General features: G+C 50.4%; 16 protein-coding genes. 1 reads left to right on the plus strand and 15 read right to left on the minus strand.

What is annotated here, in order from left to right:
• Positions 1-56: 56 nt before the first annotated feature.
• The 15 genes from secG to ACESZP_RS10760 form a co-directional block, all read right to left on the minus strand.
• Complete coding sequence (secG, locus tag ACESZP_RS10690; RefSeq protein ID WP_158362216.1) at positions 57-293, minus strand: preprotein translocase subunit SecG; 237 nt, start codon at positions 291-293, stop codon at positions 57-59.
• Between the two features lie 2 nt (positions 294-295).
• Positions 296-1,840: a 2,3-bisphosphoglycerate-independent phosphoglycerate mutase gene (gene gpmI, locus ACESZP_RS10695; protein ID WP_440321798.1), complete on the minus strand. Its 1,545-nt coding sequence runs from the start codon at positions 1,838-1,840 to the stop codon at positions 296-298.
• The gene (gene yajC / locus ACESZP_RS10700) at positions 1,833-2,135 is read right to left on the minus strand and encodes a preprotein translocase subunit YajC (protein ID WP_435391114.1); all 303 of its coding nucleotides are present in this window, start codon (positions 2,133-2,135) and stop codon (positions 1,833-1,835) included. Before yajC ends, gpmI begins: the two co-directional genes overlap by 8 nt.
• Positions 2,136-2,258: 123 nt before the next feature.
• Positions 2,259-3,392, minus strand: a complete 1,134-nt coding sequence (tgt, locus tag ACESZP_RS10705) for a tRNA guanosine(34) transglycosylase Tgt (RefSeq protein WP_178039375.1) — start codon at positions 3,390-3,392, stop codon at positions 2,259-2,261.
• 156 nt (positions 3,393-3,548) lie between these two features.
• Positions 3,549-4,649, minus strand: coding sequence for a chorismate synthase (gene aroC, locus ACESZP_RS10710; protein WP_178039374.1), 1,101 nt, complete (start codon positions 4,647-4,649; stop codon positions 3,549-3,551).
• Positions 4,650-4,887: 238 nt separating this feature from the next.
• A complete protein-coding gene (locus tag ACESZP_RS10715; protein ID WP_349164193.1) occupies positions 4,888-6,060 on the minus strand; it encodes an iron-containing alcohol dehydrogenase in 1,173 nt (390 codons plus the stop codon).
• Between the two features lie 29 nt (positions 6,061-6,089).
• Positions 6,090-6,506, minus strand: coding sequence for a PTS sugar transporter subunit IIA (locus ACESZP_RS10720; protein ID WP_499709011.1), 417 nt, complete (start codon positions 6,504-6,506; stop codon positions 6,090-6,092).
• Complete coding sequence (locus ACESZP_RS10725) at positions 6,506-6,940, minus strand: hypothetical protein (protein ID WP_178039371.1); 435 nt, start codon at positions 6,938-6,940, stop codon at positions 6,506-6,508. The genes ACESZP_RS10720 and ACESZP_RS10725 overlap by 1 nt, the downstream gene beginning before the upstream one ends.
• Before the next feature lie 11 nt (positions 6,941-6,951).
• Positions 6,952-7,848, minus strand: a complete 897-nt coding sequence (locus ACESZP_RS10730; RefSeq protein WP_178039370.1) for an alpha/beta hydrolase fold domain-containing protein — start codon at positions 7,846-7,848, stop codon at positions 6,952-6,954.
• Between the two features lie 2 nt (positions 7,849-7,850).
• Positions 7,851-8,261: a hypothetical protein gene (locus ACESZP_RS10735; RefSeq protein ID WP_499709012.1), complete on the minus strand. Its 411-nt coding sequence runs from the start codon at positions 8,259-8,261 to the stop codon at positions 7,851-7,853.
• 122 nt (positions 8,262-8,383) lie between these two features.
• Positions 8,384-9,208, minus strand: coding sequence for a PTS system mannose/fructose/sorbose family transporter subunit IID (locus ACESZP_RS10740; protein WP_349164197.1), 825 nt, complete (start codon positions 9,206-9,208; stop codon positions 8,384-8,386).
• On the minus strand, positions 9,209-9,946 hold the full coding sequence (locus tag ACESZP_RS10745) for a PTS mannose/fructose/sorbose/N-acetylgalactosamine transporter subunit IIC (protein ID WP_499709013.1): 738 nt from the start codon (positions 9,944-9,946) through the stop codon (positions 9,209-9,211).
• A gap of 45 nt (positions 9,947-9,991) precedes the next feature.
• Positions 9,992-10,483 (minus strand): PTS sugar transporter subunit IIB, encoded by a 492-nt coding sequence (locus ACESZP_RS10750; RefSeq protein WP_499709014.1) that lies wholly within the window; start codon positions 10,481-10,483, stop codon positions 9,992-9,994.
• Positions 10,484-10,499: 16 nt separating this feature from the next.
• Complete coding sequence (locus ACESZP_RS10755) at positions 10,500-11,327, minus strand: ketose-bisphosphate aldolase (protein ID WP_178039365.1); 828 nt, start codon at positions 11,325-11,327, stop codon at positions 10,500-10,502.
• Positions 11,328-11,369: 42 nt separating this feature from the next.
• Positions 11,370-12,410 (minus strand): zinc-dependent alcohol dehydrogenase, encoded by a 1,041-nt coding sequence (locus ACESZP_RS10760; RefSeq protein WP_349164198.1) that lies wholly within the window; start codon positions 12,408-12,410, stop codon positions 11,370-11,372.
• A 278-nt stretch (positions 12,411-12,688) separates the two neighbouring features.
• Here ACESZP_RS10760 and ACESZP_RS10765 point away from each other — a divergent pair, with 278 nt between their 5' ends.
• Entirely contained in the window at positions 12,689-13,450 is a 762-nt protein-coding gene (locus ACESZP_RS10765) for an SDR family NAD(P)-dependent oxidoreductase (protein WP_499709015.1), read from the plus strand.
• The last annotated feature ends 3 nt before the right edge of the window (positions 13,451-13,453 follow it).

Raw genomic sequence — 13,453 nt, forward strand, 5'->3', positions numbered from 1 at the left:
ACGGTCATCCCGGGAGTGCTTTATCTGTCGTAAAATGTAATAAAAGATCTATTACATTAAAAAATGTTCAAATTCAGTACCAGTGCCAGTACGATAAAGGCAATTGCCAGAATCTTGGTCGCAAGTACAATCTTACCCTCTGCGGAACGGCTCTTATTCTGCTCCCAGAAAGAATTGCCGCCTGCAATCGCTCCCAGACCGTTGGACTTGCCTTCCTGCATCAGTACCACAACCGTCAGCGCGATACACACCAGTACAAAAAGAACCATTAAAATAGCTCGGATTACTCCCATGCTTAAACCTCCTTAACCAGCAGAGATTTGCCGGTCATCTCTTTCGGCTGCTCCATTCCCATCAGCTCGATGAGCGTCGGAATGATATCTGCCAGACAGCCATTCTCTCTCAGACCGTATGCCGGATCTGCGTTTACCAGAATAAACGGAACCGGATTGGTGGTATGTGCTGTCCAGGGCTCGCCTGTCTTATAATCAATCATCATCTCGGCATTGCCGTGATCCGCGCAGATAAACATCTGACCGCCTGCCTCTTTCACTGCCTCAACCGCGCGTCCCACGCAGCCGTCTACGGTCTCAATAGCCTGTACTGCAGCCGGAATCACACCGGTATGGCCTACCATATCCGGGTTCGCGAAGTTGATGATAATTACATCGTACTTATCAGACTTAATGGCCTCTACCAGCTTGTCGCAGACAGCCGGAGCGCTCATTTCGGGCTGCAGGTCATAAGTTGCTACCTTCGGAGACTTCACAAGAATGCGATCCTCGCCCTTGTTCGGCTCCTCAACGCCACCGTTGAAGAAGAAGGTTACATGTGCGTACTTCTCTGTCTCGGCGATACGAACCTGTGTCATATTATGAGCTGCCAGATACTCGCCAAAGGTATTGTGAAGCTCTACCTTGTGGAAAGCTACCAGCTTGTTCGGAATGGTTGCGTCATATTCGGTAAAGCATACATAGGTCAGATTCAGGCGCTTCTCACGGGGGAAGCCGTCGAACTCATCACAGCAGAACGCTCTGGAAATCTCTCTTGCGCGATCCGGCCGGAAGTTGAAGAAGATCACAGAGTCGCCATCCTGAATGACAGCCACCGGCTTGCCGTCCTTCTTTACCACTGCCGGAAGAACAAACTCATCGTTCACACCCTCTGCGTAGGAAGCTGCGATAGCACTGACGCCGTCAGCCGCCTCGTTGCCCTCTCCCTTTGTCAGGGCGTTGTAAGCCTTTTCTACCCGATCCCAGCGGTTGTCGCGGTCCATGGCGTAGTAACGTCCCATAACGGAAGCCACTTCTCCGACGCCGATCTCCTGCATCTTGTCTGTCAACTCCTGTACAAAATCCTTTCCGGAGGTGGGCGGTGTGTCACGGCCATCCAGGAAGCAGTGTACATAGACCTTCGTAAGACCGTGGCGCTTTGCCAGCTCCAGCAGTCCGTAGATATGGGTATTGTGGCTGTGTACGCCGCCGTCGGATACCAGTCCGAACAGGTGCAGTGCGGAGTCCTTTGCTTTCGCGTTCTCCACAGCCTTTACAAGCGCTTCATTTTCAAAGAAGTCTCCATCCTGGATCTCCTTTGTGATACGGGTCAACTCCTGATATACGATGCGTCCCGCACCCATGTTCATATGACCAACCTCAGAGTTGCCCATCTGTCCGTCCGGAAGACCAACTGCCAGTCCGCTGGCATTGCCCTTTACAAAGGGGTAGTCCTTCATCAGACCGTCCATAACCGGAGTCTTCGCCATCGCAATGGCATTGCCCTCCGGATTCTCATTCAGACCGTAGCCATCCAGAATCATCAGTACTGTCGGTTTCTTACTCATTGTTCTTCTCCACCTCTGCGATCGCTGCTTTCTTCATCGGGATTCTGCAGTTGCGGTTGCTGCCGAACTCTACGATAACGTCGTCCTCTGTGATGTCAATGAGAACGCCGTAAAATCCACTTGTGGTTACGACTACATCGCCTACTTCCATCGTAGAAAGCATAGCGTTCAGACGCTTCTGCTCCTTCTTCTGCGGACGGATAGCTGCAAAATACATAAATGCTCCGATTACTACTACGTAAAGAATGATGGTTCCCCATCCCATTGCTGCATTGCCTGTTGCAAGTAAATTCATGTTCATTCCTCCTGAAATATACCCGTTCTTATCTTTTATCTGCGGGCGCTTCTATTATACTAGCATACTTCCCGATCTCCGGTCAAGTATTCCGGCTGTATTTTCTGCGGTTTTCTGCTGATTTTATGACTGGCCGTTCATCAGGCCGTCCAGCTTCCGCTTCTTGTAGGCCTGGTACTCGCCCCGGTCAATAGCGTCCCGGATCTCAGTCATCATGGTATTGTAGAAATACAGGTTATGAAGGACGCAGAGACGCATACCCAGCATCTCCTTCGCCTTTAACAGATGGCGGATATAGGCCCTGCTGTAGCGGCGGCAGGCCGGACACTGGCAGCCCTCCTCGATGGGCCGGTCATCCAGCTCGTACTTCGCGTTGAACAGATTGATCTTACCCAGGTTGGTGTAGAGATGTCCATGGCGTCCGTTGCGGCTGGGATATACGCAGTCGAAGAAGTCCACGCCCCGGTCTACCGCCTCCAGGATATTGGCCGGCGTTCCCACGCCCATCAGATAGGTGGGCTTGTCCTCGGGAAGATACGGCGTCACCGCCTCGATGATCCGGTACATATCCTCATGGGACTCGCCTACTGCCAGTCCGCCGATGGCGTAGCCGTCCAGATCCATCTGAGAAATCTCCTTGGCGTGCTCGATCCGGATATCCTCATAAATCGCTCCCTGGTTGATTCCAAACAGCAGCTGGTTCTGGTTGATGGTGTCCGGAAGGCTGTTCAGCCTCTGCATTTCCGCCTTACAGCGGGCAAGCCAGCGGGTGGTGCGGGCCACGGATTTCTCTACATAATCCCGCTCCGCCAGGGCCGGAGCGCACTCGTCGAAGGCCATGGCAATGGTGGAGGCCAGATTGGACTGAATCTGCATACTCTCCTCCGGTCCCATGAAAATCTTCCGTCCGTCAATATGGGAGTTAAAATATACGCCCTCTTCCTTTATTTTGCGTAAGGAGGACAGAGAAAATACCTGAAATCCGCCGGAATCTGTCAGAATCGGCTTGTCCCAGGACATAAATTTGTGAAGTCCGCCCAGCTTCTTCACCACCTCGTCGCCCGGTCTCACATGGAGATGATAGGTGTTGGAAAGCTCGATCTGGGTTCCGATCTGCTCCAGATCGGAGGTGGCTACCGCGCCCTTAATGGCCGCCACGGTTCCCACATTCATGAACACCGGCGTCTGTACCGTACCGTGTACAGTTGTAAATTCGGCACGCTTGGCGCGGCCGTCTTTCTTTAATATTTTATACATACTTATTTCAAACCTCTCGCTTTTAATTCTTCAATCACCTTATGGTACATGGGCATCTCCCGCTGTCGCCATGGGGCTTGTATATATGAATCTCCGGAAGGTATCCCGCTTCACCTGACCCGTATAAGTGCCGCCTCGTCGGCTTTCTGTCCCATCTTATCGTCCCCAAATTTTCTCTATAAAATCCATACGGGCGCTCATGCCCTCCATCAGCGCGTCCACAATTGTCAGTGCAGTCATGGCCTCTACCACAACTACCGCGCGCGGCACAATCACCGGATCGTGACGACCTTTCACGCTGATTTCGATATTTTCCCCTTTCTGGTTCACGGTATGCTGCTGCGCTGCAATGGAAGATGTGGGTTTCACGGCAGCGCGAAGCACAATTCGGCTTCCATCGCTGATACCGCCCAGCGTGCCGCCTGCATGGTTAGATTCCTTTTCAATACCATTTCCATGATTTACAAAGGGATCGTTGTTCTGCTTTCCGCGGGCCTTCGCTGCCGCGAAGCCGCTTCCAATTTCAAAACCTTTCACTGCCCCAATCGACAGAACCGCCTTGGCCAGATTCGCGTCCAGCTTTTCAAAGCAGGGCTCGCCGACACCTGTGGGCATGCCGTCTACGATACATTCCACTACGCCGCCGACGGAATCCTTTTCTTCCATACACTGTCCCGTGTATTCTCCCGCCTTTTCTGCTGCCTCTTTATCCGGCATATAGAAAGAATTCTTCTGAATTTCTTCCATGTCGAACTGCTTCTCATCTATTTCCACAGGTCCGATGGATCGGGTATAGGCACAGACCGTAATACCCAGTTCCTTCAGAATCTTCGCCGCCACAGCTCCTGCGGCCACGCGCCCGATGGTCTCACGTCCCGAGGAACGTCCGCCGCCCCGGTAATCCCGAAAACCATACTTCATATCAAAAGTATAATCCGCATGTCCCGGACGATAATAAGACGCGATTTCGCTGTAATCCTGTGAACGCTGGGAAGTATTGGCTACCAGAATCGAAATTGGAGTTCCTGTTGTCCGTCCCTCAAAAACACCGGAAAGAATTTCCGCCTTATCTCCTTCGGTTCTGCTGGTTGTAAACTGAGATTGTCCGGGTTTTCTCCGGTTAAGATATTCCTGAATATCCGCTTCGCATAAAGGCAGTCCTGCCGGACAGCCGTCAATTACTACGCCTACTCCTTTTCCATGGGATTCCCCCCAGGTAGAGATTGCAAAATGCTTGCCATAAATCGATCCTGCCATTTTTTCCTCTTTCCCTTCTGATAGCGGTCTTCCGTAAAGCTTCCGCTTCTTATCTTATATTTCGTATGATCCTGTTTATCATACCGAACTTTTTTTCATTCGTCAACGCATAAAATATTTTCTCCATGAACACGCTTGAAACAGAGAAACCGCGGTTTCCGAAACATTTTTCGAAAGCCGCGGCTTCTCTGTGAGTTGTATAAATCATGGCAGATGATTAGATATTGTCTTATTGAAATTATTCTGCAAGCTTATAAACCTCCATTACCATATCCACGTCATAACCTGAATATGCGCCCGCCTTTCCTGTGCCGGAAATCTTCATGGCATTCTCTGCGCAGATCTTGCAGTCCTCCGCCTTGATACCAATGTCGCTGAGTCTGGTGGGCAGACCCATACGCTTCTGCCAGTCTTCCAAATTGCGAAGGCCTTCCATGACGGTATCCTCCTGGTTATCATAGAGACGCGCGCCCATGCAATTTACAGCCCAACGTACGAATTTGGCCGGATTGCTCTTCCATGCATATTTCACCCAGGCATCTGTGATAATGGAAAGAATCTCGCCGTGAGTTCTCTTGAAGGTAACAGTAATCGGATTCTCCATATGATGGCATACCCAGTCTCCCATCTCTCCGGCTGCCGGCTTCGTGTTGGACATGGCCATAATCGCGGCCAGATTCAGGTTTGCACGGGCATCGTAGTTAGTCGGTTCCTCTTTTGCCACCAGACCTTCCTTCAGAACCGCCTTTACGATAGCCTCGAAGTAACCCTCCATAATCTCATTTCCATTGATGGGGGCAAAGTATACTTCCCAGCAGTGGGACATGATATCCATAGCGCCGCAGGCCATCATCTTCGGCGGCAGGGTATAGGCAAATTCCGGATTGATGATTGCGAAATCAAAGAAGAAGCCCAGGTTGTAAAGACCAACCTTCTCCGGAACCTCCAGACTGTCATCTACTACCATCGCACACAGAGACTGCTCGCTTCCGGTTCCGCCCAGTGTAGAAATAACACCGTGAGGAATAACGGGATCCGGAGTGAAAATATCGCGGTTCACAAACAGGCTCTCCTTCATATTGGCCTGTACAGCGATAAATTTCGCGGTATCCATAACGGAGCCGCCGCCCACAGCCAGAATAAAGTCTACCGGATCCTGATGTACCTTCTCGATACACTCCTTACAGTAGCTCAGACGGGGATTCGGCTTTACATCTCCCAGCTCATAATAAGAGATGCCGCTGGCATCCAGGGACGCCCGAACATCCTCCAGAATCTTGGTCAGATAGCTTCCGCCGTCGTGCACGATCAGGCAGCGGTTACCATATTTCTTTATTTCTTCTCCCACGGTTTTGTGAGTGTCTTTTCCGAAAATTACGTTTGTTTTCTGTGAATCATAGAAATTATTCATAATAATCACCTCATTCTCTGGCTGGAATTTTATTCCAGAATTCCCAGTTCCTTCATCCATGCATTTACATCAATGATTGCGTCCTTAGACGGCTCCAGTGTACCTTCACAGAGCGCGTCCGCATCTGCATCCTCTCCCAGCTGGCTCACCACATCGATGACCATCGGAAGATTCATACCGGTCAGGTGACGGAACTTATAATGCTCCATCAGTCTGCTTACGCAGTTAAAGGGTGTTCCGTTGGGAATATCCGTCATAATGATGACGTCTCCCTTTTTCAGCTCCTCTTTCAGTCTTTTTTCTACCTTTGCTGTCAAATCGTCCGGTCCTTCGCCCGGCTCAAACGTGATAAAATCCAGATCCGGCTGATCTCCAATCAGCATTGTCGTACTTTCTACCATTCCCTTTGCCATTCCGCCATGGGAAACCAAGATTACTGTCACCATCACAAATGTCTCCTTATATATTCCTGCATATTTTTGCATAATTTTGAATTCTGATACATATCTGCAGCCATAGACATCTGCAGCTTCAGGGTACAGAGCTCGTTGCCGTCCTGATAGGTTAAAAGCACCTTGTCATAGACGTCGCCCATCCTGCCCGTTTCTCCCATCGCCATTTCCCGGCCCGTTTCCATTTCCACGATTTTCACGTCTTTTATCAGCGGATAGGGAATCATGACGGAACAGAAGGTTTCTTCTTTTCCGTCGTTCGCCCGGATTACAATAGCTTTTTCCAATACCCGGACATGAACAATCGCCTGCTCCGGGTTATGCGGATCTCCGTCGAGATAAATCATCTCATACTGCCATCCCAGCACCTGATCGCTCTTTTTTCTGCCGCGTATCATCTGAAATGGATGAAATTTTGCTTTTTCCATAACAATTCTCCTCAGGCCTTTTTCCAGTTCAGCTTTTCGCACAGGAAGGCTTCCACGATATCAAGAACCTGCGGCGTCCAGAAGGGAGAACCTCCGTGGGCAGCGTTATGCATCCGGTACATGGTTGCGTCTTTTCCGGCCTCGCGCATCCTTCGATAGAGAATGACGCTCTGTTCGAAGCTGCAGCTCTTATCCTTATCCCCGTGCAGAATCAATACGGCCGGCGTCTCGCCTTCAAGATAAGATACCGGACTCGCTTTTTCCGCCAGATCAAGATGTTCCTTTACCGGCACGCCCAGAAGCTCATCCAGATGTTCGGTGGATGTGGAATGATAATCAATCATAGCCGGAAGATAAGCAGGACCGTAATAGTCCACTACTGCGCCAATCCGCAGGCTACGCTCCCGATATTCCGGCATCATAGCCATCAGAAGCGCCGTATGCGCGCCCGAGGAACTGCCCCAGGCTGCCAGCTTATCGGTATCCCAGCCAAGCTCCTCCGCATGCTCCCGCAGAAACTCAAGCGCCAGCCAGCCGTCGTCCGACTGAGTTGGGAAATGAAATCCCGGAGCAGGCCGGTATTCCACGCTTGCCACGATAAAACCGCGCCGCGCCATTTCCACCAGCTGCGGAATGCCCGGAACCACGCTCTGCTTCTGCCAGGCTGAACCGCGGATAAAGAGCACCAACGGACGCTTTTCACCGTCCCCGACCGTAGAAGGAAGCAAAAGCTGCAGTTTCAGAGATACGCCGTCGATATTGGCAAATTCCACATCCCGAATGTATTTTACAATCTTGACCTTTGAAAAATCTGCTTCCAGTTCCCGCATACCCTCCGCAGTCAGCGGAGAAGCCTCCATATCCGGCGCCGGAATGCTCCAGCGCTCATTTTCAGAACGAAGCTCCATCTCTATTCCTCCTCTATGCGCTCCATTTCCACCTGTTTCAGAATCAGGCCTTCTTCCATGGTGCATGCAATTTCAAAAAAGTATCGGACTCCCGCTTCTGCTTTCAAATTCAAGATCTGGCTTTTCATGGTGTCCAGTTTAATGTGAATCTTATGGAAGCCCGGCTCACACAAAATGTTGCACTGCTTCTCCATCTCAATTTTCGAAACAGGCGCCCCGTCCAAAATGATCTGAAAGCTCCGGATATGACCGCGGATTCCCTGCTGTCGGTAAAAGGACAGCATGGCCTCTCCATCGTGTGAAAGCTTCTCCTCGTCCACCGCGTCGAACCGTTCCCGGGTGTCCGTCTTCGCATGTTGCTTGCCCGAACGGGAGGGCAGAAAGCTTTTTTCCAGTTTATTCCAAAAGCGCATATCCGTAACTTCCTTTCCCTTTGTACTGTCAGATCCCGATTTCAAAAATGGCTGCCGGAGTGCTTGCACTCTGACAGCCATCTCTCCGTCTCAACTAATCCGTCAAATTTGTTTCGTTCCGCTTACGCGCTGAAGATGCCAAGCAGACCGAATATGATTGCAAACACTACCATTGCCAGAATAATATGAATGGACTTCTTTCCACTGCGCAGTGCCTTTACACATGCAAGAGTCAGCAGAAGGGGAAGAATCTTCGGGCAGATGGCGTCAAACAGAGCTGTCTGAATATTGAACTCTGTACCGCTGATGGTAAAATTCAGCGCGCACTGCAGATTGACGTAATTTACAATCAGACCACCCATAACGCAGCATCCTACGATACCGGCTGCATTCATGATCTTATCCAGGGTTCCTGCTGCCATCACATCAACGATGGCGTCTCCGCCCTTATTATAACCCAGCTTGAAGCATGCCCACATGCAGCCAACCATAATGGCGTACATTGCAACCGCGTAAATAATCGGTCCAAGAACCAGTCCGTTGTTGGTCAGGTCAATACACAGGGCCAGGACAATCGGAATAATAATACCCTGAATCAGGGAATCACCAATACCTGCCAGCGGTCCCATCAACGCAGATTTCAAGCCTACAATCTGGTCTGCGTCGCAGTCCGCTCCTGCTGCCACCTGCTCCTCCATGGCGATGGTTACGCCGTGGATAACCGTACCTACCTCAGGTTCGGTATTCAGGAAGGTCAGATGACGTGTCAGGGTCTCTTTCTGCTTCTCCACATCGTTCGGATACAGTTCCTTTACAACCGGAACCATGGAGTACATAAATCCAACGCCGTGCATGAACTCATAGTTGCCGCCTACGGCACAGGATAAAAACCAGTTTAAAATAGATTTCTTCTGTGTGCTTTTGGAAACCTTTACTACTTCAGCCATTTATGCCACCTCCGCTTTCGTACGATAGAAATACAGAACCGCGCCTACAAAACCAATCATCGCAATCGGGATCAGGCCCAGGCTTAAGTAAGCGGCTGCAATAAAGCCTACCAGAAGCCAGATGCGCGCCTCGTCCTTGAAGATGAAGGAAAGGTTGATTGCAATACCAACTGCAGGAAGCATACCGCCGATAAGAGATACAACGGTCAGAATCTTGCCGTTCAGTATGTCTGCCAGAGAGTATACCAGATCGGAACCGAAGTACGCGCAGAGCATACAGGGGATACCGTATCCGATAAAGGTAATAATCAGTGGAAGCAGCCAGGCCGGAATCCACAGAGAATTGATTTTTCCGTCATCAATAAGCTTCTGTGCCAGATGTCCGCATGCAGCCAGAACTGTCATCAGCATCGTGTACAGCGCGATAGCTACCAGACCTACCGGAACTGCCAGAACCAGAGCCGCGTCCATATCAAGACCGGTGGCCAGAACAAAAGCGGTACTCAGAACGCCAGCCGCACAGGGGTCTGCCGGGGAAGCTCCGCCGGCTCCAATCCATCCCAGGTAAATCATGTTGATCTGCGCACCAATCATCGCGCCCTCCAGCGGTTTTCCGAATACCAGGCCTACCAGGAAGCCTGCAACCAGAGGTTTGCTGAATACGAAATAGCCTCGTGCGAAGGAATTGTTACCAATCCAGTAAATTACACCGCACAAAAATGCTTGAAATAGTGTCATAACTGTACCCTCCTTGTAACATTACATATCTTTTGCTTGCCTATCTCATTTTAACAATTTCGCCAGGTCAACCGGTGCATTGTCAATCGCCAGCTGGTAGACCATGGTTACTCCCTTGTCAATCAATGCCCGCATAGCGTCCTTTTCACTGTCGCTTGCGAACAGATCCCGGATTAACTTCTTCCGTTTTCCGTATTTGTTGCCACTGACTGCCGCGGAACCGCAGATGATTTTGTCATATACGACTCCCGCTTCATTCATGCACAGAAAACTCTGCGCACATTTGGTCAGAAGCATCACTTTCTCATTTTCAGGGGAATCCTCTTTCAGATATTCAATCGCCTGATCCACGGTGAAAATCTGCAGTTCCGTTCCAGCCGGCTTCATTCCCATAAAGATCTTACAGGTAAACTTATCATTTACCAGATCATCATCTGCAAGAACGATTACATTCGCATGGGTCGCCTGCATCCATTTGGTACAGACTTGTCCATGCAGTAATCTCTCATCGATTCTTGCCAGGACAACGTTTCTCATGTTTTTCCTCCTTTCCTTATGCCTTTCCGGTAGATCCGCACAGGTCCATGTGATGTGCCGCTACAGCCTTTGCTCCTTCGCCCAGCTTCTCATACAGATCGTACGGTGCCCAGCTTCTGAAGTTCTCCGGAAGTGATTCCTTATAGTTCTTATAGCTGTCAATTGCTCCTGTGTACAGCTCATAAGCAACATTCAGTTTATTGATTCCCATGCTGCAGGCCTTCTTCAGGTTCTCATCACCTGTACCGGATCCGCCGTGCAGTACCAAGGGTACCGGAACGGTATCGCGAAGCTCCTCCAGCAGCTCAAACTGAAGCTTCGGGGTATCCTTATACGCGCCGTGCGCGGTTCCGATGGCTACAGCCAGCGCGTCTACGCCAGTCTCCTCAACGAATCTCTTCGCCTCATCCGGACGGGTAAATACGCTCTCATCGCCCATGGCCACATGTCCCAGCTCTGCCTCTACGCCCATACCGCATGCATGCGCGATTTTGGTCAGTTCCTTTACCTGTGCCATATTTTCTTCAAACGGAAGCTTGGAGCGGTCTACCATGATGTCTGTGAAGCCTGCGTGGATAGCCCAGATAGCATGCTCGTACTCTGCGCCATGGTCCAGGATAATGGATACCGGAACGCTGGCCTGTGCAGCCTGCTCACGCGCCCATTTTCCGAAACGCATGATGTCGTTCTTGCCGTACATGAACAGCATAATAACCGGGGAACGCTTCTCCTCTGCCGCCTGCAGGCACGCCATGAAGTTGATTTCATTACCGATTCCAAGTGCCGGAACGCAGTAGTTTTCCGCTTTTGCTTTTGTCAGAATGTCTTTGATATTTGCTAACATGTGATGTTTTCCTCCTTATTTTCTGTCGGTTCTTCGGTTGTCTTATTTATACTCGATGATGCAGCGGAAGGTATCCGGGCGAAGTGCTGTCTCAAACGCTTCCTTGCACTGCTCCGGAGTAAATACACCGCTGACCAGTCTGGACGGGTCGATGATACCCTTTCTCAGGCAGTTTACAGACTCGGTAAAGGAACGAACGCTCGGGCTCTTGGTTCCTGTAATCTTCACGCCCTTGCTGTGAACATATCCTACATCCAGCGGAACCTCCTTGCCGGCATGTACGGAGCTGTACATCACTACAGTTCCTCCGGGAGCTGTCATCTTGATGGCCTGCTCTGCAACAGCTGCCACAGCTGTGGTATTAAATACTGCTTCGGCACCCATACCGTCAGTGTGATCCTTTACAAACTGAACCGCATCCTCTTCCATCGGATTGAAGGTCAGATCACAGCCAAGCTCCTCGGCAAGCTTTCTTCTCTCCGGATCAATCTCGCTCATGATTACGTAAGCGCCTCTTGCCTTTGCGCACATCACATGGAGCTGTCCCATGATACCGCCGCCGATAACGACCACATTATCGCCAAGGTTGATGGTGGTCTGGTTGACGCTCTGGATAACGCAGCCCAGCGGCTCTGCGAACACAGCCTTTTCTGTGGGCATGTCATCCGGCATGAAGTATACCTGATCCAGATTCAGTTTAATATACTCGCCAAGTCCTGCTGTTCCGGGAATCTCATAACCATCATCGATATCATCTGCCATCTTGCAGAGATTTTCCATGCCGTGACGGCAGAAATAACATTTTCCGCAGGGCTTCTTAATCAGGTTTGCCACGATTTTCTTTCCAATCGGATATGCCTTCGGATCAACATTTTCGCCAATCTCCGCAATCTCACCTGCCACCTCATGTCCGCCCACAAACGGGGGTGTAATATACTTAATAACTCCGGAGTACATACGCTGCTCCCAGGTACAGAGCGCGCAGCCATTCACCTTCATCATAACCTGATTCTTACCGAGCACAGGTTTCTTCACTTCACGAACTTCAACCTCGCGCTCACCTGTAATCGCTACTACTTTCATTTCTTTATCTCCTTTCTGATGCTTGTGCACATTTTTCACACATTCCGATAAACCTTCAAGCCCTTCCATTGCTGTCTCTGACTTTATCTAGACTATAGCATGTTCCCTTCCGTCATAAAATACCAAACCACTTCCGTATCGATACAGAAGTATTGTACGTATTGACTACATTTCACATATATGCATCTCATATTTTGTATATTTTGACGGAGTATTCTTGAACATACCGAAGAATCGTATTATAATAAGCCTGATTCAGATAAAGGAGGTTTTTCTAAATGAACTTACAGCTGACCGATAAAATCGCGATTATTACAGGCGGTACCAGGGGAATCGGGGCAGGAATCGCCCGGGTTCTCGCAGCCGAAGGCGTCCATCTGGCGCTGGCCTACCGTTCCGATACAGAAGGAGCGCTCCGCTTTACCCGGGAGCTCACGGAACAATATGGCATACAGGCCCACGCCATCAAAGCCGACGTCACCATTCCGGAAGAAGTGGAGGCTTTCTACCAAAAGGCACTCGCCCTCTTTCCCACCGTCCATATCCTGATCAACAACGCAGCCGGCGGCACGCCGGAAAATACGCCGATGGAGGAGCTTTCCTTTGACCAGTGGCAGGCCTGCATGAACGGCTGTCTGTCCCATGTCTTCACCATGTCCCAGGCCTTTGTAAGGGAATGTAAAAAGTCCGCCCATGGCGGACATATCGTCAATGTTTCCGCAAAAGCAGCCTTCCACAGCGCCAGTCACAATAAAATACCATACGCCACGGCCAAGGGCGCTATCGCAACCCTGACCCAGCGTATGGCAAATGATCTGATCGAAGACGACATTTTTGTAAACGCCATTGTCCCCGGTTATGTTCTCAGTAATTATTACCGGGATCCGGAATCGCCCCAGTGCAAAGCCAAAGAAAAGGATCTGCGCATCGGCTGGGCCACACCGGAAGATATGGGAAACATCACCGCTTTCCTCTGTTCGCCTCTGTCCCGGCAGATCATTGGCGCTGTCATCGACTGTTCCGGCGGCACCATGCTGTAATAT

Origin of the sequence: Candidatus Dorea massiliensis AP6, from assembly GCF_964245105.1 — a bacterium.
Taxonomy (GTDB): Bacteria; Bacillota; Clostridia; order Lachnospirales; family Lachnospiraceae; genus Laedolimicola; species Laedolimicola intestinihominis.